The organism is Pseudomonas sp. R4-35-07 (genome assembly GCF_003852235.1).
GTDB lineage: Bacteria > Pseudomonadota > Gammaproteobacteria > Pseudomonadales > Pseudomonadaceae > Aquipseudomonas.
Window position 1 is genome coordinate 733,306 of the sequence record NZ_CP027732.1, and the last position, 23,363, is coordinate 756,668.

Genomic DNA, 23,363 nt, shown 5'->3' on the forward strand with positions numbered 1-23,363 from the left:
CAACCGACAGCAAAAGATAAGTGCCTGAAGTTATTGCGTTTACATTACAAAGTTATGACCGAATCAGTGGATTCCGGTGAAAAGATGGCACTTTGCTTTGATGTGCGAGCGGCTTGCACGCGGTTACGTCCGGCATGCTTGGCGCGGTACAGCGCCTCATCGGCCTGGGCGGCCATCGTCAGGCTGTCGGAACCGTCGCACAGCTCCACCAGCCCGGCGCTGAAGGTGCACCATAAATCCTGGGGTTGGGCCGGGTAGTGGATTTCCGCAAAACGCCCACGAATTTCGTCCAGCACTTTGCAGGCCGATTCGAGGTCGGTGTCGGGCATCACGATGGCGAATTCTTCACCGCCATAGCGGCCAATATAGTCGCTCTTGCGCAAACGCTGCTTGAGAAACAACGCCAGGCTTTTGATCACGCGGTCGCCCATGGGGTGACCGTGGCTGTCATTGACCCGCTTGAAGTGGTCAATATCGAGCATGGCAAAGCTCAGCGGCTTGTTCTCGCGGCGGGCGCGGAAGCTGCAGTCTTCGAGCAATTGCAGGATATGCGTGTGGTTGTACAGCCCGGTCAGGCTGTCGCGCACCATCCGCGCTTTCAAATTGCGCGCACGCGCCGCACGGTTGCGCACGGTGGTGATCAGGTGGCGCGGCTTGATCGGCTTGGTCAGGAAGTCGTCACCGCCTTCGCTCATTGCATCCAGCTGTTTGTCCAGGTCGTCTTCGGCCGACAGGTAGATGATCGGTACGCTGACATAACGGTCGTTGTGACGAATCACCTTGGCCAACTCGGTGCCGGTGCAGGCGGGCATGTACATGTCGAGGATGATCAGGTCGGGCTGGAAGTCGGCCAGTTCGGCCATGGCCCGGATCGGCTCGATCAACGTGCGGGTGACGATGCCGGCGCTGTTGAGCAGACGCTCGGTGTGCAACGCCTGGGCGCGGGAGTCGTCAATGATCAGCACTTTATACGGCTCATATTGAGCCACGCAGGTCAGCACTTCGATCTTTTCCAGCAGGCTCGAGGCCTCCAGCGTGCCGGTCAGGAATTCTTCACCGCCGGCGCGCACGGCGGCCAGGCGGGTCGGGGTGTCGGTTTCATGCAGGCTGAAAAACAGCAGCGGCAGCTTTTGCTCCAGGCCTTCCTGGGCTTCGGCAGCCAGTTTCAGGCCTAGGCCGGTGCCGCAGAAATCCACGTCCATTACGATGGCCGACGGCAGGCGCTCGGCCATGGCGGCGCGAAAGGCTGCGACGCTGTCCAGGGACTGGGCGCTCATGCCAAAGAATTCCAACTGCTTGGCCAGGCGCTCGGCGCGGTTGTGGTCGGCCAGCATCACGTAGATCGGCTTGCGCATCGGCGGCAGCAGGGTTTGTTCCAGCTGATCGCCCTGGCGCAGCCCGGTGCGCGACAAGCGCTGCATCAAGCGATTGAGCTCGGTGATCAATTGGCTGCTCAGGCGCCCGCGGTTTTCATCCACCGCTTTGAGGGACTCGCCAATGTGCTGGGCCAGTTGGCGGTGTTCGGGCTGTTCGAAACGCTCGGCAAAGCGTTGCAGGCGCAGATTGGCTTCATTGAGCTCGGAGAAATCCGCGTTGGACCATTCGCTACGCTGCAGGCGCTGCCAGATCTCAAGAATTTGACGTGCCTGATGAATTACCCGCTGGGCAAAGTGCTGCTTGAGACGCTCGCGGCTGGGGTCTTCTGACTCGGTCATATCCTGACTACTGTGCGGGTGCATGCTGAGGTCGACTGATGGCTCTATGCTAGCATCTCTTTTCTGCTGCATGAGTGTCATACGTCAATTAAGTACGTGTCTGCGGTATTCATTTTTTGACCTCGTGGTCGCGCTGTGTAAAAAGCGTGCATCCTTTATAGTCCAACCTTCGGTATGCGCCAATTTGGTTTAAAAGCCCGCACCGATGGGCACGATGGGGTAGGGTTGTGGTCGGAATGTTTGACCGCACCCGGACAATTGATGTGCATGAACTCAAGTGATTGAAAGGATATCGCCATGCTGGACTGGAAAAACCGCGAAGGCAGTGCCAAAGGCCCCGCCCCTGAGCCCAAGTCGGCCAACCGCAGCTACGTTCGCAACCTGCTGATGAGCCGCGCCTTGCTCAGCGTGATCTGCTTGTACTTGCTGGTCACCGGTGGCCTGGGTTGGTATTGGAGCCAGGAACCGGCGCTGTTCCCGGTCCAGCAAAACGCCCAGCTGGCCGCCGAGAAGGAAGGCAAGCAGATGGTGATCGGCTACACCACCGTCGAAACCCTGAAAACCGTGGTCGGCACTTTGCTGAACAAGCCAGGTGGCTACATTTCTAATGACCGTTTCCCGCCAGGCCTGTGGATGGACAACATGCCCAGCTGGGAGTACGGCGTGCTGGTGCAGGTGCGTGACCTGACCCGTGCCCTGCGCAAAGACTTCGCCCGTTCCCAGTCGCAGTCGGCAGAAGACGCTGACCTGGCCAAGGCCGAGCCGCGTTTCAACTTCGACAACAAGAGCTGGGTGCTGCCGTCCAGCGAGTCGGAATACCAGGAAGGCATCAACTCCCTGAATCGCTACGAAGCACGCCTGTCCGACCCGAACCAGAAGGGCGCGCTGTTCTATTCCCGCGCCGACAACCTGAATAACTGGCTGGGCGATGTCGCCACCCGCCTGGGTTCGCTGTCGCAGCGCCTGTCGGCCAGCGTGGGCCGGGTCAAGCTGAACACCGCGCTGAAAACTGAAGCGCTGGCGCCGGGTGAAGTGCCGCAGGTCGATGAGGAAGTGGTGGAAACCCCCTGGATGCAGATCGACAACGTGTTCTACGAGGCCCGTGGCCAAGCGTGGGCGCTGTCCCACCTGCTGCGCGCCATCGAAGTCGATTTCGCCGATGTGCTGGCCAAGAAAAACGCCACCGTCAGCGTGCGCCAGATCATTCGTGAGCTGGAGGCCTCGCAGGAACCGGTTTGGAGCCCGATGATTCTCAATGGCAGTGGCTTCGGGGTACTGGCGAACCATTCGCTGGTAATGGCCAACTACATTTCCCGGGCCAACGCTGCGGTGATCGATTTGCGTCAGCTTCTCAACCAGGGTTGATGATGGACGCTACTCAAAGGGAGGCCGCCCACCGGGTAGCCTCCGATGCTGAACTGATCTGTTGGGTCGACGAGCAGGACAACCTGCTCGGCCACCTGGTCAGGTCCGATCTTCGCCGGCGTGGCTTGATCGGCCGTTGCACCTTCATATTCCTGTTCAATACCAAGGGTGAGTTGTGCGTGCATCGGCGCACCCTGAGCAAAGCGCTGTATCCAGGGTTCTGGGACACGGCCGCGGGCGGGATGGTCGCGGCAGGGGAAACCTATGCCGATTCGGCGGCCCGTGAGCTTGCAGAAGAACTCGGCGTCAGCGGCGTGGAATTGACCGAACATGACCATTTCTATTTCGAAGACGGCGACAGCAGGCTTTGGTGCACCTCCTACTCTGCGGTATGGGACGGGCCACTGTGCCTGCAGCCCGAAGAAGTCATGGAAGCGCGCTTCCTGCCGGTTGAAACGGTGTTGAGCGAGGCGAAACACAAGTCTTACTGCCCGGACGCTCAAGAGGGCCTGCGGCGCTATCTGGCGTTGCGTCGCTAAAGTTGCATGAAATGGCGCCATTTGGCCCTTAGCAACTTGGCTTTTTGCCGTTACACTGCGCCACTTTTCATCCCCTAGAGGATTGCCGGTGGCCAAGAAAGCCGCATCCTTCGCCGCCCTGGGTGGCCTGGTATTTTCCACCGACGCAGGTCGACACTGCCCGGACTGTCGTCAGCCCGTGGATTCGTGCACCTGCAAAAACACCCTGATTCCCGAAGGCGACGGCATTGCCCGCGTACGCCGCGAGAGCAAAGGCCGTGGCGGCAAGACGGTGACCACCATCACCGGCGTGCCGCTGGCCGAAGACGCGCTCAAGGAGCTTGCCACCGCGCTGAAAAAGCGCTGCGGCACGGGTGGCGCGTTGAAAGACGGGGTCATCGAAATCCAGGGCGATCACGTCGAACTGCTGTTGGCCGAGTTGATCAAGCTCGGTTACAAGGCCAAGAAGTCCGGCGGCTGAAAGCCTCTTCCCAACCTGTGTCTAAACTCTGTCCTGCAAGCGAGGTCTACCTCCCTCACAGGCAAATCGTCATTTTCATTCTTTAGACTGCGCCAGCCTCCGCTTGAGGTGGCGCCTTCGCCTTCATTTATAGGGGACTTCGATGTCCGTACGACGCACACGCAAAGACGATGGCAGCCAATGGACAGTTGCGGACAGCCGCAGCGTTTATGGGATTCGCCATTGGGGGGCCGGTTATTTCGCGATCAATGAAGCCGGTCGCGTAGAAGTCCGTCCGAACGGTCCGAACAGCACGCCTGTCGATCTGTACGAGCAAGTCGACGCGCTGCGCAAAAGCGGCCTGTCGTTGCCGCTGCTGGTGCGCTTCCCCGATATCCTGCAAGACCGTGTCCGCCAGCTCACCGGTGCCTTCGATTCAAACATCGAGCGCCTGGAATACCAGAGCCAATACACCGCGCTGTACCCGATCAAGGTGAACCAGCAGGAAGCGGTGATCGAGAACATCATCGCCACCCAGAACGTCTCCATCGGCCTGGAAGCCGGTTCCAAGCCTGAGCTGCTGGCCGTATTGGCCCTGGCGCCGAAGGGCGGCACCATCGTCTGCAACGGTTACAAGGACCGTGAGTTCATCCGCCTGGCGCTGATGGGCCAGAAGCTCGGCCACAACGTGTTTATTGTGATCGAGAAAGAATCCGAAGTCGGGCTGGTGATCGAAGAGGCTGCCAGCCTCAAGGTCAAGCCACAGGTTGGCTTGCGCGTGCGCCTGTCGTCGCTGGCCTCGAGCAAGTGGGCTGATACCGGCGGTGAAAAGTCCAAGTTCGGGTTGTCGGCGGCGCAACTGCTGTCGGTGGTCGAGCGTTTCCGCGCGGCGGGCCTCGACCAGGGCATCCGCCTGCTGCACTTCCACATGGGCTCGCAGATCGCCAACCTGGCCGACTACCAGCACGGGTTCAAGGAAGCCATTCGTTACTACGGCGAACTGCGCAACCTCGGCCTGCCGGTGGACCACATCGACGTCGGCGGCGGCCTGGGCGTGGACTACGACGGTACCCACTCGCGTAACGCCAGCTCGATCAACTACGACATGGACGACTACGCCGGCGTGGTGGTGGGCATGCTCAAGGAATTCTGCGACGCGCAGAGCCTGCCGCACCCGCACATCTTCTCCGAAAGCGGCCGTTCCCTGACCGCCCACCACGCCATGCTGGTGGTGCAGGTAACCGACGTCGAGAAACACAACGACGAAATCCCGACTATCGAAAACAAGGAAAGCCTGCCCGAAACCGTGCAATGGCTGGTAGACCTGCTCGGCCCGACCGATATCGAGATGGTCACCGAAACCTACTGGCGCGCCACCCACTACATGAGCGACGTGGCTACCCAGTATGCCGACGGCAAACTGACCCTGGCCGAGAAAGCCCTGGCCGAACAGTGCTACTTCGCCGTGTGCCGCCGCCTGCACAATTCGTTGAAAGCCCGCCAGCGCTCGCACCGCCAGGTGCTGGACGAACTCAACGACAAGTTGGCCGACAAGTACATCTGCAACTTCTCGGTGTTCCAGAGCCTGCCGGACACTTGGGCCATCGGCCAGGTACTGCCGATCCTGCCGCTGCATCGCCTCGACGAAGAGCCGCTGCGCCGCGCCGTGCTGCAAGACCTGACCTGCGACTCCGACGGCAAGATCAAGCAGTACGTCGACGAGCAGAGCATCGAGACCAGCCTGCCGGTACATGCCCTGAACGAGGGCGAAGACTACCTGCTGGGTATTTTCCTGGTGGGGGCTTACCAGGAAATCCTTGGTGACATGCACAACCTGTTCGGCGACACCGACTCGGTGAACATCTACCAGCGTGAAGACGGTTCGGTGTACAGCGCCGGTATCGAGACCCACGACACCATCGAAGACATGCTGCGCTATGTGCACTTGTCGCCGGAAGAGTTGATGACGCATTACCGTGACAAGTGCGCGAGCGCGAAGATCTCAGCGTCGGAGCGCACCCAGTTCCTGGATGCCTTGCGTCTGGGGCTGACCCGTTCTTCGTACCTGTCCTCGTAATAGCAGCTGATATAGCTCTAAAAATGTGGGAGGGGGCTTGCCCCCGATAGCAGTGGATCAGTCAGAGCATTAGTGGCTGACACACCGCAATCGGGAGCAAGCCCCCTCCCACATTTGGATTGCATTTCTTCAGTTGGCGCCCAGCCACAGTCCTTGCCGATTCAACCGCCACGCAATCGCCCACAGCGTCAAACTGCGCACTGCCATGAACACCAGGAAGGTTATCCACAACCCGTGGTTACCCAACCCCTGCAGTGCCCAGGCGATCGGCAGCACCAACAGCACCGTCAGCAACATCCCATTGCGCATTTCCCGCGCCCGCGTTGCGCCGATAAACAGCCCATCCAGTAAATAACTCCACACCGCAATCAACGGCAATACCGCGAGGTAGGGCAGGTAGATATCGGCGGTTTCGCGCACGCTGGGGATATCCGTCTGCATGGCGATAAACACATGGCCGCCGAAGGTAAAGAGCAATGCGAAGCCCAGGCTGGCGATCAATGACCAGCCACAGGCCACCACCAATGAACGTCTCAACGCCTGGCGATCATGCGCACCGATGGCGTGGCCGCACAGGGCTTCCACCGCGTGGGCCAGGCCGTCCAAAGCGTGAGCAGTCAGCAGAAGGCCGTTGAGCAACAGCGCATTGGCCGCCACGGTGGCATCGCCCAGGCGCGCACCTTGTACGGTGATCATGAAAAACACCGATTGCAACGCCAGGCTGCGGATAAAGATGTCGCGGTTCACCGCCAGCAGCGGGCGCCAGCTTTCCCATCGCTTCAATGCGGCCCAGGCGATATAACCGGGGTAGGCGCGCAGGGCTTTTTGCGTGAGGGCCAGGCCGAGCAGGGCGCCGGTCCACTCGGCGATCACCGAGGCCCGGGCCGAACCGACCACGCCCCAGTCCAGGCCGAGTACGAACCACAGGTTCAGCGCGATATTGACCAGGTTGGTGGTCAGCAGAATCGCCAGCGGCGCACGGGCGTTCTGGGTGCCGAGGAACCAGCCGACCAGCGCATAACTGGCCAGTGCCGCAGGCAGACCAAACAGGCGCGTATGGAAGAATTCGCGGGTCAGCTGGTTCAGTTCGGCGGAGGGCTGCATCCACTCCAGGGCCAGGTGGCTCAGCGGAATACCCACGGTGCCGAGCAACATCGCCAACCCCAGCGCCAGCAACAAACCCTGCAGCAGGATCTGGCGCAAGGCCGCGCCGTCATTACGCCCGGCGGCCTGGGCGGCAAAACCGGTGGAGCCCATGCGCAGGAAACCCATGGCCCAGGCGAGAAAGGTATACAGGCTGGCCCCGACGGCCACGGCGCCCAGTTGGTGAGCGTGGGGCAGGTGGCCGATGACCATGCTGTCGACCAGGGCTACCAGCGGCACGGAGATATTCGACAGGATCATCGGCGCGGCCAGGGCCCAGACACGGCGATGGGTGGGGCGGTGGCGCCAGTCGGCGAGCAGGGTGGTCATGAAGGCTCCTTGGTGGAGCGGCATTGTACCCGGCCCTTAGTCGCACAGCAGATCCAATGTGGGAGGGGGCTTGCCCCCGATGGCGGTATATCAGCAAAAAATTTGTTGCCTGACACTCTGCTATCGGGGGCAAGCCCCCTCCCACATTTTGATCACCTATGTGTGAGATTTGGCTGGAGCTTGAGTCCGTCGAGAACCCGCCCCACCCTCTGTCGGTCAATGTGATCGCCGCCACAGCGGCCTGGCCGGCGCTGATATATAGTTCACCCCCCGGTTTCCTCTGACGACGAGTGCCCCATGCTTAACAAAGGATTGTTCCTGGCCTGCGCGCTGGCCCTGCTGAGCGCCTGCGATTCTTCCGATAAACCGTCTGCGCCCTCCGCCCCAGCGGCGAGCGTGGCGTCCAAGCCGGCCAAGGCGGCGGTGGATGTGGCGGCGTTGAAGCAGCGCTACGCCGGGCGCGAGTTGAGTGTGGTGGACGTGTCCGAGGTGCAGTTGGATGGGGCCAGCACCTTGTCGGTGAGTTTCTCCATTCCCCTGGACCCGGATCAGAAGTTCGCCGACAAAGTCCATCTGGTGGACAGCACCTCGGGCAAGGTCGATGGCGCCTGGGAACTCTCCGACAACTTGATGGAATTGCGCCTGCGTCACCTGGAGCCGCAGCGCAAGCTGGTGCTCACGGTGGACCCCGGTGTCAGAGCGGTGAATAACAACCTGCTGCCCGCCGAGTACAGCGCCCGCCTGGAAACCCGTGACCTGCAAGCTACCGTCGGCTTCGCCAGCCGCGGCACGTTGCTGCCCACGCGCCTGGCCGAAGGCTTGCCGGTGATCGCGCTGAACGTCGACAAGATTGACGTCGAATTCTTCCGCATCAAGCCCGAGTCCCTGCCGTCGTTCCTGGCGCAGTGGGGGCGCAATACCAGCCTGCAAAGTTACGAGTCCCGCGAATTGCTGCCGATGGCCGATCTGGTCTACGGCGGGCGTTTCGACTTGAACCCGGCGCGCAACACCCGCGAAACCCTGTTGCTGCCGATTGCCGGCCTCAAGCAATTGCAGCAGCCCGGTGTGTACCTGGCGGTGATGCGCGCCTCAGGCACCTACAACTATTCGCAACCGGCCACGTTGTTTACCTTGAGCGATATCGGCCTGTCGGTGCACCGCTACGCCAATCGCCTGGATGTGTTTACCCAGGCGCTGGAAGGTGGCAAGGCGCTGAACGGCGTCGAGCTGGAAATTCTCGATGCCGAAGGCCGTGTGCTCGGCCAGGGCAAGACCGAAGACGGTGGCCACGCCGAGTTGCCGCTGCCGAAAAAAGCCCAGGTGCTGCTGGCCAAGCAAGGCGAACAGACCAGCTTATTGCGCCTCGACAGCGCCGCGCTGGACCTGGCCGAGTTCGACATCGCTGGCCAGCCGTCCCATCCGCTGCAGTTTTTTGTGTTCGGCCCGCGTGACTTGTACCGCCCCGGCGAAACCGTGCTGCTCAACGCGCTGTTGCGCGACAAGGACGGCAACGCCGTCAAGCCGCAACCGGTGAGCGTCGAAGTGCGCCGCCCGGATGAGCAGGTCAGCCGCAAGTTCGTGTGGGACGCCGACGCTTCCGGCCTCTATCAATACGCGCTGCAACTGGCCGGCGAAGCGCCGACCGGGCGGTGGCAGTTGGTGTTCGACCTGGGCGATGGCAAGCCGCAGCTGTATGAATTCCTCGTCGAAGACTTCCTGCCCGAGCGCCTGGCGCTGGAACTCAAGGGCAGTGACACCGCGCTGAGCCCGGCGGATGACCCGGTCATCCAGGTCAACGGCCGTTATCTGTACGGCGCGCCGGCCTCGGGCAACCGGGTCAGTGGGCAGGTTTATGTGCGCCCGCTGCGTGAGGCGGTCAAAGCCCTGCCGGGCTTCCAGTTCGGTTCGGTCACCGAAGAAGAGCTGAGCCAGGATTTCGAACTGGACGAAAGCACGCTCGACGCCAAGGGCCAGGAAGAACTGACCCTGGAAAGCAAATGGGCCGAGGCCAAGTCGCCGCTGCAACTGATCGTGCAAGCCAGCCTGCAAGAGTCGGGCGGGCGGCCGATCACCCGGCGCCTGGTACAGCCGATCTGGCCGGCCGAGCAGTTGCCGGGCCTGCGCGGGCTGTTTGACGGCACTGAAACCAACGGCGACGGCCCGGCGGAATTTGAAGTCGTGGTGGCCAACCAGGACGGCCAGAAACTCGCCGCGCAGAACCTCAAGGTGCGTCTGGTGCGTGAGCGCCGCGACTACTACTGGAACTACTCCGACAACGATGGCTGGAGCTATCACTACAACGAGAAATTCCTCAACCTCGACGAACAGACCCTCGACATCAAGGCCGGCGATACCGCCAAGGTCAGCTTCCAGGTGGAGTGGGGCCCTTATCGCGTGGAGGTCGAAGACCCGCAGACCGGCCTGATCAGCAGCCTGCGCTTCTGGGCCGGCTACCAGGCCCAGGACAACACCGAAGGCGGCGCCGTGCGCCCCGACCAGGTCAAGCTGGCGCTGGATAAACCCGCCTATGGCGATGGCGACACCGCCAATGTCACCGTCACCCCGCCGGCTGCCGGCAAAGGCTACTTGCTGGTGGAGTCTGCCGAAGGGCCGTTGTGGTGGCAGGAAATCGACGTGCCGGCCGAAGGCAAAAGCTTCGCCGTGAAGCTCGACCCGAAATGGTCGCGGCATGATTTGTACGTGAGCGCACTGGTAATCCGTCCAGGCGAGCGCAAAGCCAATATCACCCCCAAGCGCGCGGTGGGCCTGCTGCACCTGCCTTTGGATCGTACCCAGCGCAAGCTTGGCCTCACGCTGACCGCGCCGGAAAAAATGCGCCCCAAACAACCGCTGACGGTGAAGATCGCCGCCAGGAATGCCGACGGCAGTGTGCCCAAGCAGGTGCATGTGCTGGTGGCCGCGGTGGACGTGGGCATTCTCAATATCACCGAATACCCCACACCCGATCCGTACGCCAGCCTGTTCGGCCGCAAGGCCTACGGCGTGGACCAGTTCGACATCTACGGCCAGTTGATCGAAGCCGGGCAGGGCCGCCTGGCCAGCCTGGCGTTCGGTGGCGATGCGGCACTGGCCAAGGGCGGCAAGCGCCCGGACACCAGCGTGACCATCGTCGCCCTGCAAAGCGCGCCGGTCACCCTCAACGAAAAGGGCGAGGGCGAAGTCAGCGTCAATATTCCGGATTTCAACGGCGAACTGCGCCTGATGGCCCAGGCCTGGAGCGATGATCGCTATGGCATGGCCGAAGCCAAGACGGTCATCGCCGCGCCGCTGATCGCCGAGCTGTCGGCGCCGCGCTTCCTGGCCGGGGGTGACCAGACCACCTTGGCGCTGGACCTGTCTAACTTGTCCGGCAAGGCGCAGAAACTCGAGGTGCAACTGACCGCCGAAGGGCAACTTGAACTGGCCGGTAACGGCGCGCAAACCGTCGAGCTGAAACAAGGCCAGCGCACCACCCTGCGTATCCCGGTGAAAGCCTGGGGCGGCCTGGGGCAGGGCAAAGTGAAGGTCACGGTCAATGGCCTGGACCTGCCCGGTGAAAACCTGCCGCCGTTCAGCCGTGAATGGACCCTGGGCGTGCGCCCTGCTTACCCGGCGTTGCTCAAGCATTACCGCGCCGTGCTCAAGGACCAGCCGTGGAGCTTGCCGGCAGGCACCCTAGAGCAGTTCGACAGCTCGGGACGCGAGGCGTTGTTGAGCCTGTCCAGCCGGCCGCCGTTGAACCTCGGCGCGCAGATCAGTGCGCTCAAGGCTTACCCCTACGGCTGCCTGGAACAAACCGCCAGCGGTCTGTACCCCTCGCTCTATGCCGACGACGCGCTGCTCAAACGCCTGAGTATCAAGGGCGAGCCGGATGCCGAGCGTAAACGCAAGATCGAGCTGGGCATCGAACGCCTGCTGGGCATGCAGCGCTACAACGGTAGCTTCGGTTTGTGGGGCGCTGACGGCGAGGAAGAATATTGGCTGACCGCCTACGTCACCGACTTCCTGCTGCGCGCCCGCGACCAGGGCTTTGCCGTACCGGCCGAGGCGCTGAAGAAAGCCAGCGAGCGTCTGCTGCGCTACGTGCAGGAGCGCAACCTGATCGAAGTCGACTACAGCGACAACGCCGACCACACCCGTTTCGCCGTGCAGGCCTACGCCGGCATGGTCCTGGCGCGCAGTCAGCAGGCGCCGCTGGGGGCCTTGCGCAGCATCTTCGAACGCCGCAGCGATGCGCGTTCCGGCTTGCCGCTGGTGCAGCTGGCCATCGCCCTGCAGAAAATGGGCGACCAGCCGCGTGCGGACCAGGCGTTGCTCGCGGGCCTGGCGGCGCAGCGCAGCGCCAAGGAATGGTTGGCCGACTACGGCAGCCCATTGCGCGACCAGGCGATGATCCTGGCCTTGCTGGAAGAAAATGACCTGGCCAAGGGCAAGCGCGAGGAACGTTTGTTTACCCTGGCGGACCAGTTGGCGGCCAGCCCGTATCTGTCGACCCAGGAGCGTAACTCACTGTTCCTCGCTGGGCGCCTTGGGCTCGCCCAGCCAGAGGCGAGCTGGCAGGTGTCGCTGACCGGCAGTGGCGCGGTGCGCGAACTGAACAATCAGCAATCGACGCTGCAACTGGATGACAAGCTGCTGTCCAGCGACTTGACCCTGAGCAACCAGGGCGAAACGCCGGTGTACCAGCAACTGACCCTTTCCGGTTATCCACAAGTGCCACCGGCAGCGGGCGGCGAGAATCTGAGCATCCGTCGCGAATACCTGGGCATGAACGGCCAGCCGCTGAACCTGCACAGCCTTAACAGCGGTGATTTGGTGTTGGTGCACCTGGCGGTCAGCGCCAAGCAACGGGTGCCGGACGCCCTGGTGGTCGACCTGCTGCCCGCCGGCCTGGAACTGGAAAACCAGAACCTGGCGCAAAGCGCGGCCAGCCTGGAGAACGCCAGCAGCCAGGTGAAGGAATGGCGCGAATCGATGCAGAACGCCTCGCTCAAGCATCAGGAGTTTCGTGATGACCGTTATGTGGCGGCCATGAACCTGAATGGCTATGGGACGACGCACTTGCTCTATCTGGCGCGGGCTGTAACGCCGGGCACCTACCGTGTGCCGCCGCCGCAGGTGGAGTCGATGTACCGGCCGAACTGGCAGGCGGTGGGCGAAACCCCGGCAGATATGGTGATCAAGGGCCGCTGATCGCTCGGCCTGGAATCGAAACTAATGTGGGAGGGGGCTTGCTCCCGATAGCGGTGTATCAGTCAATGTATCCGGCAACTGACCCACCGCTATCGGGAGCAAGCCCCCTCCCACATGGGATCGGGGACATTCTCGGGCTTAGTGCACAACCCAACTGAGCAGCCACAACCCCAGGATCAACCAGATAATCCCCATGATGATCGACGCGCGCATGAACGCCCGCACGGCCGAGTACAGCAGCAACAGCCCGACGATCAGGGTAAGGATGCTGATGATCGAGGTGTCCATGCCCAGGGTGCGCGACAAGCCATCGATAAAGTTGCCGCCGGCGTGGGTCAGGGCTCCGAACAAGCCGCTCAGACCGTCGACGATAAAGCGGATGACGGCGCCGAGCGCCTGGCCCAACCACTCGAAAAAGCTTTCTACCTGCATGTGCGTGTCCTGATAAGAAGGTGGGCGTAACTGTGCCTTTGGTCGTTGTTGCGACAGGCGAGTTCCCTACAAGCATAGAGGTTTGCCCGCTTGAATTTGCGTTTTGTTGCCCGCTGGACACTGCTGAGCCTGTTGTTGGCGATTGCCCTGCTATGGCTGGCCGACCGTATCTGGCCTTTGCCGTTGCCCCAGGACGACCTGGCTCGGGTGGTGTTGGCCGAGGATGGCACACCACTGTGGCGCTTTGCCGATGCCAATGGCGTGTGGCGCTATCCAGTGCAAACCAGCGAAGTCTCACCGTATTATCTGGACGCGTTGCTGACCTACGAAGATCGTTGGTTCTATCGGCACCCCGGGATAAATCCGTTGGCATTGGCGCGGGCGACGTGGCAGAACCTGAGCGGTGCGCGGGTGGTGTCGGGCGGCAGTACGTTATCGATGCAAGTGGCGCGTTTGCTCGATCCGCATTCGCGTACCTTCCTCGGCAAGTTGCGTCAGCTGTGGCGTACCGCGCAGTTGGAGTGGCACCTATCCAAGGAGCAGATCCTCAACCTGTACCTGAACCGCGCACCGTTCGGCGGTACGCTGCAGGGCGTGGCGGCGGCCAGTTGGGCTTATCTGGGTAAATCCCCGGCGCAATTGACCCACGCCGAAGCGGCCCTGCTCGCGGTATTGCCTCAGGCACCGAGCCGCTTGCGCCCGGACCGTCACCCGCAGCGCGCCCAGCAGGCCCGCGACAAAGTGCTGCGCCGCCTCGCCGAGTTCCAGGTATGGCCGCAATCGGCGGTGGATGAGGCGCTGGAAGAACCGCTGCTGCTCGCGCCGCGCCTGGAACCGAGCCTGGCGCCGTTGCTCGCGCGGCGCTTGAACCGTCCCGACAGCCCGCCGCTGATCCGTACCACGGTGGATGCCACGTTGCAGCGCCGTCTGGAGGACCTGCTGTTGGGCTGGCGCGCACGTTTGCCCGAACACACCTCCGCCGCGATCCTGGTGGTCGAGGAGGAGACCATGGCCGTGCGTGCCTACCTCGGCTCGGTGGATATCAATGACGCCAAACGCTATGGGCATGTGGACATGATCAGCGCGCTGCGCTCGCCCGGTTCCACCTTGAAACCCTTCCTCTATGGCATGGCGCTGGACGATGGCTTGATTCATTCCGAATCCCTGCTGCAGGACGTGCCGCGACGTTACGGCGATTACCGGCCGGGCAATTTCTCCATGGGCTTTACCGGGGCGGTGCCGGCGAGTACGGCGCTGTCCAGCTCGCTGAACCTGCCGGCAGTGCAATTGCTGGAAGCCTACGGGCCGAAACGCTTCGCCGCGCAGATGCGCATCGGCGGCATGCCGCTGGCGTTGCCGGCGTTGGCCGAACCGAACCTGGCGCTGATTCTGGGCGGCGCGGGCAGCCGCCTGGAAGACCTGGTCAGCGGCTACAGTGCGTTCGCCCGCGACGGTAAGAGCGCCACCCTGCGCTTGCAGCCGGATGACGCGCTGAGGGAGCGGCCATTATTGTCGCCGGGAGCGGCCTGGATCGTGCGGCGTATCCTCAGCGGCCAGGCGCGCCCCGACCGCGACCCACGGGCCGAACTCGTGCAACGCCCGACGCTGGCCTGGAAAACCGGCACCAGTTATGGCTTTCGCGATGCCTGGGCGATTGGTGTCGGCCCGCGTTACCTGATCGGCGTCTGGATCGGCCGACCGGACGGCACGCCGGTGCCGGGGCAGTTTGGCCTGGCCTCGGCAGCGCCATTGATGTTGCAGGTGCATGACGTGCTGGCCAACCGCGACAGCCAGCGCGGCATCAGCGCAGCCGTCAAACCGGTGCCGGCCAATGTCGGCGTGGCGGCCATCTGTTGGCCGCTGGGCCAGCCGATGAGTCGCAGCGATCCCAATTGCCGTCGCCAGCGCTTTGCCTGGACACTGGACAACACCACGCCGCCGACCTTGCAGGCGCTGGACCAACCCTTGAGCGTGGGGTTGATGGAAAACCTTTGGGTCAACGCCAAAGGGTTACGCGTCGATGCCCATTGCCCCGGCGCAGAAGCGAACAATATCGCCCTGTGGCCGGCGCCGCTGGAGCCTTGGTTGCCCAGGGCGGAGCGCCGCGAAGCGCGCATCCCGGCAGCCGACCCGGATTGCCCGCCGCCGGCCTTGGCCGCCGCTTCGCCGTTGTCTATTGTGGGCGTGCGCGAGGGCGATCAACTGCGTCTGCCCGCTGCCAGTCAACAGGCGCTACGCCTGAAAATCTCCGCCCTGGGCGGTAGCGGGCGGCGGTGGTGGTTTCTTAACGGGGCGCCTTTGGGTGACAGTGCCAACCAGGATTTCATCAATGCCAGTTTCGAGCGATTGGGCCGTTATCAACTGAGTGTTCTGGATGAGGCGGGGCAAACTGCCAGGCTTGAGTTCAGTGTGGTTGATTAGGGCCTCATCGGGGGCAAGCCCCCGATGGCATCCTCAAGCCCACCACCGCTATTCACTTGCCTTCAATCTCCATCCCCCTGAAGCTATACCCATTCAGGAGCCCCCAATGAACCTCGAACACCTCACCGAACGCCTGCACCGCATCCGCGATACCAACGATTGGAAGCAGTTCCACAGCCCGAAAAACCTGGCTATGGCCGCCAGTGTGGAAATGGCCGAACTGGTGGAGATCTTCCAATGGCTGAGCGAAGACCAGTCGCGCCAATTGCCCGCCGATAAGCTGGCTCACGCCGGCCAGGAAGTCGGTGACATCGTGCTGTACCTGCTGTTGCTGTGCAGTGAGCTGGGCCTGGACATGAACGAGGTGGTGCGCGCCAAACTGGCCGACAGCGAACGGCGGTTTGCCCATGAGTGATCGGCATTTCGACCAGTTGGCCACGCGTTTCGCCGAGAAGATCTATGGTGGCGCCAAGGGCGCGATTCGCCTGGCAGTGTTGCAGGCCGATCTTACCGAGGCCCTGCCGGACCGCCCGTTGCGCGTACTGGATATCGGCGCGGGGTTGGGGCACATGTCGTTGTGGCTGGCCGAACGCGGCCATCAGGTAACCCTGGCCGAGCCCGCCGAGCCCATGCTCGAAGGCGCACGCCAGCGTTTCGCCGACGCCGGGCAGAGCGCCACGTTCATCCACGCGCCCTGGCAAGACCTGCTCGGCCAACTCACCGAGCCCTACGACCTGGTGCTGTGCCATGCGGTGCTCGAATGGCTGGCCGAACCCCACGCGATCCTGCCGGTGCTGCACCAATTGACGCTGCCCGGCGGCTGGCTGTCCCTGGCGTTTTACAACCGCGACGCGCTGATCTACCGCAACCTGCTCAAGGGCCACTTTCGCAAGATGCGCAAGAACGACATGGCCGGCGAAAAGCAGAGCCTCACGCCGCAGCAGCCACTGGACCCGCGGGAATTGGCTGCGCAACTCGAAGGGCTCTGGCAGGTCGAAAGCCAGAGTGGCGTGCGCGTGTTCCACGACTACATGCCGGTGGAATTCCAGGCACGCGCCAATCTGCAGGATTTGCTCGAGATGGAGCTCGCTCACCGTCGTCACCCAAGCTTTGCCGGACTTGGGCGTTATTTGCACTGGGTGTGCCGTCCGGTTTAAGCGGCCCAGCCTGCGGAGGTCGAAATGCGTCGTCTCGGTTTGCTACTGTTGTCTCTCGGGTTAGGCGCCTGTTCCAGCCCTAACCCTTATGTGGCCGCTTCGGCGCCGATGCCACCGGCCCCGGCGCAAGCGGCCACGACCTTCGATGCCAGTGCCTACCCGGCGCCGGTGCGCGACTATGGTGCCTACCGCAATTGGGCTTGGCGTAACGGCCAGTTGCCGGCCGGCACCGCGTGGGCGGATTCGGCCCAGGTGGCCGAAGCGGTCAGCGGCGCACTGGACCAGCGCGGCCTGCGCCCGTTGCACGACAATCGCGCGCCCGACCTGTTGGTCAGCGCCGATGTGCGCCTGGAGAAACGCCTGCGGCAAGTCCAGGATGACTATGGCTACGGCTATGGCGGCTACAACCGTTATGGCAATGGCTACGGCATGTACAACTCGGTGCCGATGGTGCGTACCTATGAAGTGCAGGTCGTGGTGGTGCGGGTCAATCTGTTTGACGCCCGCAGCGGCCAGCCGGTGTGGAGCGCCAGTGCGGAAACGGGCAGCCAGGGCAGCCTGAGTGAGCGCGCGGATGCGCTGCGCCAAGCGGTACAGAAGGCACTGACGGCGTATCCTCCGCGTTAACCGCTATTCTGATTTAAAGCCTGGACCGAACGTTGGAGAGCCATCATGTTTCGTCGTATCGCTACGCTTGCCGTTGTGCTGCTGCTGGGCGGTTGCCAGAGCAACCAGGTCAACCACGATTTTGACGCCAGCCGCGACTTTGCCGCCTACCGTCACTGGGCCTGGAAGGAGCCGGCGCTGCAATACCGCCCGGATGACCCGCGCATCAAGAGCGACCTCACCGAGCAACGTATCCGCCAGGCCGTGGGCGAGCAGCTTGACCAGCGCGGCCTGCGCCCAGCAGCGCCCGGCACCAAGGCTGACCTGAATGTGCAGGCCTACCTGATCGTCGAAGACCGCCAGCAACAAGTCACCACCAACTACGGCGGTGCCTGGGGCGGGCCATGGAATGGCTATTGGGGCGCGCCGATGTACAACGAAACGCGCAACATCACTTACAAGGTGGCGACCCTGCAGATCGACCTGCTCGACGGCAAGGACGGCAAGCTGGTGTGGCGTGGCAGTGACGAACAAATCATGGCCAGCTCGCCGAACCCCCAGGACCGCAGCGCGGCCATTCGCAACACCGTGAGCAAAATCCTCGCTAACTACCCGCCGCGCTGATCCTGCCCTTTAGCAGCGCTGCGCCGACAGCGCGTCTACACTTATCGATACCCTAAGGAGAGTAAGCGCACGGCAACTCGCCGGCACAGGAGTGCTCGATGTCTCCCCGACTTCATGGCAAGCAACGCGGCGCCATCGGCTTGATGGCGGTCGGTGTGTTGGCAGTGGTGTTGGCGTTCACGTTGCTGGCGGTCGACAGCGGACGGCTTTACCTGGAAAAGCGCAGGCTGCAAGGGGTGGCGGACACGGCAGCGCTGGAAGCTGTCAGCCGCGACGGCACTTGCGCGGCCGGCCTGAGCGCAGCGGCGTATGCGGCGCAAAGCGTGGCTCGTAATCAATTCGTGGTGGGTAACGGCAATACTTTGGTCATCCGTTGTGGCGCCGTGACCACCGGCGCGTCCGGCCAGCGCGTGTTCGCGGCCAATCCGGCGCTGTCAGCGGCGATCGAAGTGGTGGTCAGCAAAACCGTCACCACCAGTGTCGCCGGCGGCGTGTGGTCGTTGTTTTCCGGTACCCCGGTCAGTCTCAATACCCAATTGACCGCTAAGGCCGTGGCGGCGAAGCCCACGCCACCGATGGCCCAGTTGAGCATCAAAAGCACCCTGACCAGCGTCGATACCGCCAGCGCCGGCTCGTTGAACGCGGTGTTCAGCGGGTTGCTCGGCGGCGCGGTCAATGTGTCGGTGCTCGGCTGGAATGGCTTGCTCGACAGCAACATCAATATGCTCAGCTACCTCGACCAGTTGGCCCTCGACCTGCACGTGGCCGCCGGTGACTACACCCAGTTGCTCAACACCACAGTGACCGCCTCGCAGTTGCTTCAAGCCGCCATCAGCGTGCTGGGTAACAGCCCGTTGACGGCGAATGCCGTGACCGCGCTGGGCATTATCAAGGTCGCGGCGACCAACCCGGTGCCGCTGACCGTCGGCACAATCCTGCAGGTGCAGACCGGCACCACCGCTGCTGCGCTGAATGCCAACCTGCAGGTGTTCCAACTGGTCCAGGGCGTGGTGCAGTTGGCCGGCAGCCAGAGCGGGACGGCGGTGACCTTACCCATCAACGTGTTAGGGCTGGCCAATGTCACCACGCAGGTCAAAGTGATCGAGCCGCCGCAGCTGTCGGCCATTGGCAATCCGATGCTCGCGGCGGCCAACCCATTGGGCCCGAACAGGATTTTTGTGCGCACTGCGCAACTGCGCACGCAGATAACGGTGAGCTTGCCGGTGCTCAACAGCGTGGCCGGCTTGACCACGGCGGTGAATGACCTGGTGGGGCCGCTGACGCCGCTGCTCAACGGCCTGCTGAGCCTGAACCTGGTGACCACGATCAACTCGGCATTTTGCCTGCTGGGCGCCGGTTGCCAACAACTGGACATCATTGCGGTGCCGGGTAACGTGCCGCTCAAGATCGTGCTGGATGCCGGCGGCGCCAGCACTTATGTCACCGGCTACACCTGCCCTACGGGCAGCGCGGGCACCAAAAGCCTGACCGCCCACACCATCAGCTCGATCGCGTCGTTGAATGTCGGCAACATCAGCAACGCATTTTCTTCCACCCTGCCGATGAGCGTGGCGCCTCTGCCGCTGGTCGATATCGGCATCAAGACCTGCCACAAGATCCTTGGCATCGGCAGTTGTGACCCGCGTGTGGCGTTTGCTGGCGGCGGCATCGCGATCAACCTGCAAAGCACTGTGGCGGGCAGCAACAGTGAGCAGAACCTGGTGTTTTCCAGCACCACACCGTTCGCCACGCCGCCTGATGTGGGGCTTGCGCCCAGTTATCAATCGGCTGTGCCGGCTGCAAATTTGGTGAGTGGCCTTTCCGCCGCGCTCAATGGCGTCGGCATCACGGCTTATCGACCCGTGGGGAGCAACCCTTTGGGAAGCGTGATCGCAAGCACGGTGTCGTTGCTCAGCGGTGTCTCCGCCCTTGTGACGCCCGTGTTGAATAATGCCCTGAGCCCATTGCTCAACCCGGTCCTCAACAACCTGTTGAACAGCCTGGGCATCAGCCTGGCAAGCGTGACCGTGGGCGCCAACCTGAGCTGCGGCCAGGCCGGCGAAGCTTACCTGGTGATTTAAACGTCGCTGGCCCTGGGCAGTTCCACGCAAAACCGCGCGCCGTGCTCGCCGTTGCTGACGCTGAGGCGTCCGCCCATGTTTTCGACGATGCCGTAGCTCACCGACAAGCCCAGCCCGGTGCCCACGCCAATCGGCTTGGTGGTGAAGAACGGCTCGAAGATGCGTTCCAGCAAACGCGGGTCAATGCCACCGCCGTTATCTTCGACCCAGATGCGTACGTGGCGGCTGTCGTGTTCGGTGTGCACTGCGATCCAGGGGCGCAGGTCCGGTTGCTTTTGCTTCAGGCTCAACAGCGCATCGCGGGCATTGACCATCAGGTTGATCAGCACTTGCTCCAGCTGGTCGGCGTAACCTGTGACCTGCACCGAACCGTCCGCCTGGGTCAGTTTGACCTCCACGCCTTTGCCGCGCAGGCCTTCGCTGAGCAGCGACAGGGTGCCTTCCACCGCGTGCGCCGGGTCGAAGGGCTGCTGCTCGACTTCCGAGCGGCGGCCGAACACGCGCATATGGTCCACCACGCGCGCCGCGCGTTGTACCTGCGCGTCAATGCGCTGGAGTTTTTCCGTCAGGTAGTCGACCTGCACGTCGCCATTGCCCAGGCGCTTGAGCACGTTGACGACGGCCATGCGCATCACGTTCAGCGGCTGGTTGATCTCATGGGCCAGGCCGGTGGCCATTTCGCCGAGGGTGGCCATTTTCGCGCTTTGCGTCAGCTGCTGCTGGGCGCGTCGCACTTCGGTGTTGTCGCGGCCCACGGCCTGCACTTCAACCAGATGGCCGTGCTCGTCGAACACGCCACGGTCCGACCACACCCACCAGGCATGTTCGCGCCCCGGCAGTTGCAGGCTGATTTCCGCCGTGCTCACGGGAAATTCCGGGGTCAGTTGCTGGATGCGCAGCACAAACGCCGCGCGTTGCTCGGCCGACAGCCAGTGCCCCAGGTTCAGTCCCGGCAATTGCCCGGGCCGGCATTCCAGGTAATTGGCCAGGGGCGTGTTGCCAAAGGTCAGGGTCAGGTCCGGGCGGTAGCGGCAGATCATCGCCGGGGAGTCTTCCACCAGGATGCGGTAGCGCTCTTCGCTGGCCTTGACCTGTTGCGCAGCCAACGTGGCTTCGGTGACGTCCAGCCACAGGCCAACCGCCTCCACCGGCAGGCCGAGGTCGTCGCGCAGCAATTTGGCCTCGTCGAGCAGCCAGTGGTAGTCGCCCTGTTTATCCTGGACCCGATAGCGACTGCGCACGCTGCCTTCGCGCAACAGTTGGCGCGTGCGCTGAAAATACAGGTCACGGTCTTGCGGGTGGACCCATTGCACCAGGCTGTCGTGGCTGCATTCGGCGAGGGTGCGGCCCAGCAGCGGCAGCAGGCTGTCGCTGAAAAACACCGGCTGCAAGGCACCGTTCACGTAGCGCTGTACGTAGATCACCGCCGGCGAACTGGCGATCAGGTTATCCAAACGGGCATGGGCTGCGTCGGCTTGCAGTTGCTGGTTTTTGATGTCGCTGATGTCGAGCATGAAGCCGATCCAGCGGCGCTGCTCACCCGCGCCCAGCACCTGGCCCTGCACGCGGTACCAAGTGGGTGGTTGGTCGCTGTCGCCACGGTTGAGGCGTACGCTGGCGAGCAAGGGTTTGCCAAGGGCTTGCAGGTCGCGCAGGCGGCTGTGCAATTCCTCGCGATCAGCGGGGTGGATGAGGTTGAGCCAGGTGTCCAGGGCTTGCCGGGTCGGGCCGTCTTCGGGGCCCAGGTTGCGCAGCAATTGCGGCGCCAGCTGGATCTCGTCGCTGGCGGGCAGCAACTCCCACCAGCCGGTGCCCAGCAAGCCCTGCAGGGCTTCCTGGCGCTCCAGTTGCAGATGATGGCGGTGTTCGCGCAGGCGGCTGAGCAGCGGGGCGGCGAGGGCGGCGGCGAGGTTCAGCCAGTCACGCTCGCGGGTGTCGGGTTCACCGCTGTAGGCCCCGCACAGCAACCACGCGGCGACGCCCTGGCTATCGCGGTAGGGCACGAGGAACCCATCTGCATTGCCAAACACGCTGTGCAAGCGTGGGTGTTCACCGCGCCCGTAAAGTGCCTGCAGGCTCAATGGGGTGGTGCCGTTGAGGCTGTCCAGGCAGGTCCCGAGGCGCTGGCCGGGGTGCCAGAACAGCGGCGCGTCATGCTGGGCGTATTGGCTGTAGATCATCCAGCCCTGGTCCTCTTGATCGAGCAGCGCCAGGGCGATACAGGGGATTTTCCAGCGCTGCGCCACACTGCACAGTTGTTCGTTGAACACATCGGGCAGTCGGCTGAGGCTGCACACGCGCAGTTGCTCGCTGACCTGGCTGGCCAATTGCTGATTCTGTTCGCGCTGCTCGGCCAGTTGCCGCCCGTGAAGCAAATCGCCGATATCCACCGCATGCAGGCGCCAGCCCTGGTCGTCAGGCTCAAGGCTGCCACGGGTGTGCAGCACCTGCCCGGCGCTGCCCTGGAAATCCAGGTCAAGGCTATGGCGCTGCCAGTCAGCGGGAACGCCCTCCACTGCCAGGGCGCTATGGGCCCACAGCAAAGCGTGCAACGGCGTCCCTGCGGCAAAGGGCGCCAGGTGTGAGCGCAGTGTGCCGCTGATATCGAGCACTCGACCTTGGGCATCCAACAGCACCTGCAAACCGGCCGAGGGCGCCGCCGCAGGCGCGATCGCCAGCGCGCTGCCCCGGCCGAGCAAGCGCCCGAACAGTTTGTCCCCGGAGGTCAAAATTGCAGGCTCGACTGTGCCTGCAGCGTCACCGGCAACTGCGGCACGCTGCCAATGCCGGGCAGCACAATGAACGGCATCACCGCCTGCAGATTGGCCGAGGGGTAGTTGATCTGCACCTTCAGCAGGCCACCCACGAAGGTGGTGCTGACCTGCGTCGCCGCGTTGAAGTTATAGGCGTTTGGGATCCAGCGCAGACGTTCGCTGATCGCGCTCTTGGCGGTGCTTTGTACCGCAGCGCTGTAGCCCGGCATGGCCGGGTCCAGCCCCACGCTCAGGCGCACGGCCTCGGCGGTGGCCTGGTTGAACGACTGCAATAACAGCAACGGCAGGCTATAGCTGACCATGCCGTAGAACACGGCGAAGAACATCACGAACACCGCGACGAACTCAATCGCGGCCGTGCCTTTCTGTTTGTGGGGGAGGCTAGTTTTCATCACCGCGTCTACCCTGACGGCTACTACTTGATATCAGCATAGAATCAATCGGCAAAAAGGGATGTTTTTTACGTG

At 63.0% G+C, this 23,363-nt stretch carries 16 protein-coding genes; 11 read left to right on the forward strand and 5 right to left on the reverse strand.

Features of this window, described 5'->3' with window-relative positions; all coding sequences use genetic code 11:
• Nucleotides 1-44 precede the first annotated feature (44 nt).
• On the reverse strand, nucleotides 45-1,715 hold the full coding sequence (locus C4J89_RS03140) for a PleD family two-component system response regulator (protein WP_124361098.1): 1,671 nt from the start codon (nucleotides 1,713-1,715) through the stop codon (nucleotides 45-47).
• A 297-nt stretch (nucleotides 1,716-2,012) separates the two neighbouring features.
• Between C4J89_RS03140 and C4J89_RS03145 the strand changes: the two genes are divergently transcribed.
• From C4J89_RS03145 to speA, 4 genes are all read left to right on the forward strand, one after another.
• On the forward strand, nucleotides 2,013-3,080 hold the full coding sequence (locus C4J89_RS03145; RefSeq protein ID WP_124361099.1) for a DUF2333 family protein: 1,068 nt from the start codon (nucleotides 2,013-2,015) through the stop codon (nucleotides 3,078-3,080).
• Nucleotides 3,081-3,082: 2 nt separating this feature from the next.
• A complete protein-coding gene (locus C4J89_RS03150) occupies nucleotides 3,083-3,619 on the forward strand; it encodes an NUDIX hydrolase (RefSeq protein WP_124361100.1) in 537 nt (178 codons plus the stop codon).
• An 88-nt stretch (nucleotides 3,620-3,707) separates the two neighbouring features.
• Complete coding sequence (locus C4J89_RS03155; RefSeq protein ID WP_124361101.1) at nucleotides 3,708-4,079, forward strand: translation initiation factor Sui1; 372 nt, start codon at nucleotides 3,708-3,710, stop codon at nucleotides 4,077-4,079.
• Nucleotides 4,080-4,221: 142 nt separating this feature from the next.
• Complete coding sequence (speA, locus tag C4J89_RS03160) at nucleotides 4,222-6,135, forward strand: arginine decarboxylase (protein WP_124361102.1); 1,914 nt, start codon at nucleotides 4,222-4,224, stop codon at nucleotides 6,133-6,135.
• Between the two features lie 129 nt (nucleotides 6,136-6,264).
• Here speA and C4J89_RS03165 read toward each other — a convergent pair whose 3' ends face one another.
• Nucleotides 6,265-7,608, reverse strand: coding sequence for an MATE family efflux transporter (locus tag C4J89_RS03165; protein WP_124413735.1), 1,344 nt, complete (start codon nucleotides 7,606-7,608; stop codon nucleotides 6,265-6,267).
• Between the two features lie 297 nt (nucleotides 7,609-7,905).
• Here C4J89_RS03165 and C4J89_RS03170 point away from each other — a divergent pair, with 297 nt between their 5' ends.
• Entirely contained in the window at nucleotides 7,906-12,801 is a 4,896-nt protein-coding gene (locus C4J89_RS03170) for an alpha-2-macroglobulin (protein WP_124413736.1), read from the forward strand.
• Nucleotides 12,802-12,939: 138 nt separating this feature from the next.
• Here the strand turns inward: C4J89_RS03170 and C4J89_RS03175 are convergent, their stop codons facing one another.
• Nucleotides 12,940-13,233 carry a hypothetical protein gene (locus C4J89_RS03175; RefSeq protein WP_124413737.1) on the reverse strand — a complete coding sequence of 98 codons (294 nt, stop codon included), beginning with the start codon at nucleotides 13,231-13,233 and terminating at the stop codon, nucleotides 12,940-12,942.
• 90 nt (nucleotides 13,234-13,323) lie between these two features.
• On the opposite strand from C4J89_RS03175, the gene pbpC reads away from it, so the two are divergent.
• From pbpC to C4J89_RS03205, 6 genes are all read left to right on the forward strand, one after another.
• Entirely contained in the window at nucleotides 13,324-15,654 is a 2,331-nt protein-coding gene (pbpC, locus tag C4J89_RS03180; RefSeq protein ID WP_124413738.1) for a peptidoglycan glycosyltransferase PbpC, read from the forward strand.
• Between the two features lie 106 nt (nucleotides 15,655-15,760).
• Entirely contained in the window at nucleotides 15,761-16,069 is a 309-nt protein-coding gene (locus C4J89_RS03185; protein ID WP_048723087.1) for a MazG-like family protein, read from the forward strand.
• A complete protein-coding gene (locus tag C4J89_RS03190) occupies nucleotides 16,062-16,811 on the forward strand; it encodes a methyltransferase (protein ID WP_124413739.1) in 750 nt (249 codons plus the stop codon). The genes C4J89_RS03185 and C4J89_RS03190 overlap by 8 nt, the downstream gene beginning before the upstream one ends.
• Nucleotides 16,812-16,835: 24 nt before the next feature.
• Nucleotides 16,836-17,438 (forward strand): DUF4136 domain-containing protein, encoded by a 603-nt coding sequence (locus tag C4J89_RS03195; protein WP_124369448.1) that lies wholly within the window; start codon nucleotides 16,836-16,838, stop codon nucleotides 17,436-17,438.
• Nucleotides 17,439-17,483: 45 nt separating this feature from the next.
• Nucleotides 17,484-18,041, forward strand: coding sequence for a DUF4136 domain-containing protein (locus C4J89_RS03200; protein WP_124413740.1), 558 nt, complete (start codon nucleotides 17,484-17,486; stop codon nucleotides 18,039-18,041).
• A 98-nt stretch (nucleotides 18,042-18,139) separates the two neighbouring features.
• The gene (locus C4J89_RS03205) at nucleotides 18,140-20,122 is read left to right on the forward strand and encodes a pilus assembly protein TadG-related protein (RefSeq protein ID WP_124413741.1); all 1,983 of its coding nucleotides are present in this window, start codon (nucleotides 18,140-18,142) and stop codon (nucleotides 20,120-20,122) included.
• On the opposite strand, the gene C4J89_RS03210 is transcribed toward C4J89_RS03205, so the two are convergent.
• Together C4J89_RS03210 and C4J89_RS03215 are read right to left on the reverse strand one after the other, a co-directional pair.
• Nucleotides 20,119-22,851: an ATP-binding protein gene (locus C4J89_RS03210; protein WP_124413742.1), complete on the reverse strand. Its 2,733-nt coding sequence runs from the start codon at nucleotides 22,849-22,851 to the stop codon at nucleotides 20,119-20,121. The genes C4J89_RS03205 and C4J89_RS03210 overlap by 4 nt on opposite strands.
• The gene (locus C4J89_RS03215; RefSeq protein ID WP_124413743.1) at nucleotides 22,848-23,288 is read right to left on the reverse strand and encodes a TadE/TadG family type IV pilus assembly protein; all 441 of its coding nucleotides are present in this window, start codon (nucleotides 23,286-23,288) and stop codon (nucleotides 22,848-22,850) included. Before C4J89_RS03215 ends, C4J89_RS03210 begins: the two co-directional genes overlap by 4 nt.
• Nucleotides 23,289-23,363 lie beyond the last annotated feature (75 nt).

Coding starts and splice junctions, on each gene's coding strand:
- C4J89_RS03140 (WP_124361098.1), bottom strand. CDS start 1,715: ATGACCGAGTCAGAAGACCCCAGCCGCGAGCGTCTCAAGCAGCACTTT.
- C4J89_RS03145 (WP_124361099.1), top strand. CDS start 2,013: ATGCTGGACTGGAAAAACCGCGAAGGCAGTGCCAAAGGCCCCGCCCCT.
- C4J89_RS03150 (WP_124361100.1), top strand. CDS start 3,083: ATGGACGCTACTCAAAGGGAGGCCGCCCACCGGGTAGCCTCCGATGCT.
- speA (WP_124361102.1), top strand. CDS start 4,222: ATGTCCGTACGACGCACACGCAAAGACGATGGCAGCCAATGGACAGTT.
- C4J89_RS03165 (WP_124413735.1), bottom strand. CDS start 7,608: ATGACCACCCTGCTCGCCGACTGGCGCCACCGCCCCACCCATCGCCGT.
- C4J89_RS03170 (WP_124413736.1), top strand. CDS start 7,906: ATGCTTAACAAAGGATTGTTCCTGGCCTGCGCGCTGGCCCTGCTGAGC.
- C4J89_RS03175 (WP_124413737.1), bottom strand. CDS start 13,233: ATGCAGGTAGAAAGCTTTTTCGAGTGGTTGGGCCAGGCGCTCGGCGCC.
- C4J89_RS03185 (WP_048723087.1), top strand. CDS start 15,761: ATGAACCTCGAACACCTCACCGAACGCCTGCACCGCATCCGCGATACC.
- C4J89_RS03190 (WP_124413739.1), top strand. CDS start 16,062: ATGAGTGATCGGCATTTCGACCAGTTGGCCACGCGTTTCGCCGAGAAG.
- C4J89_RS03195 (WP_124369448.1), top strand. CDS start 16,836: ATGCGTCGTCTCGGTTTGCTACTGTTGTCTCTCGGGTTAGGCGCCTGT.
- C4J89_RS03200 (WP_124413740.1), top strand. CDS start 17,484: ATGTTTCGTCGTATCGCTACGCTTGCCGTTGTGCTGCTGCTGGGCGGT.
- C4J89_RS03205 (WP_124413741.1), top strand. CDS start 18,140: ATGTCTCCCCGACTTCATGGCAAGCAACGCGGCGCCATCGGCTTGATG.
- C4J89_RS03215 (WP_124413743.1), bottom strand. CDS start 23,288: ATGAAAACTAGCCTCCCCCACAAACAGAAAGGCACGGCCGCGATTGAG.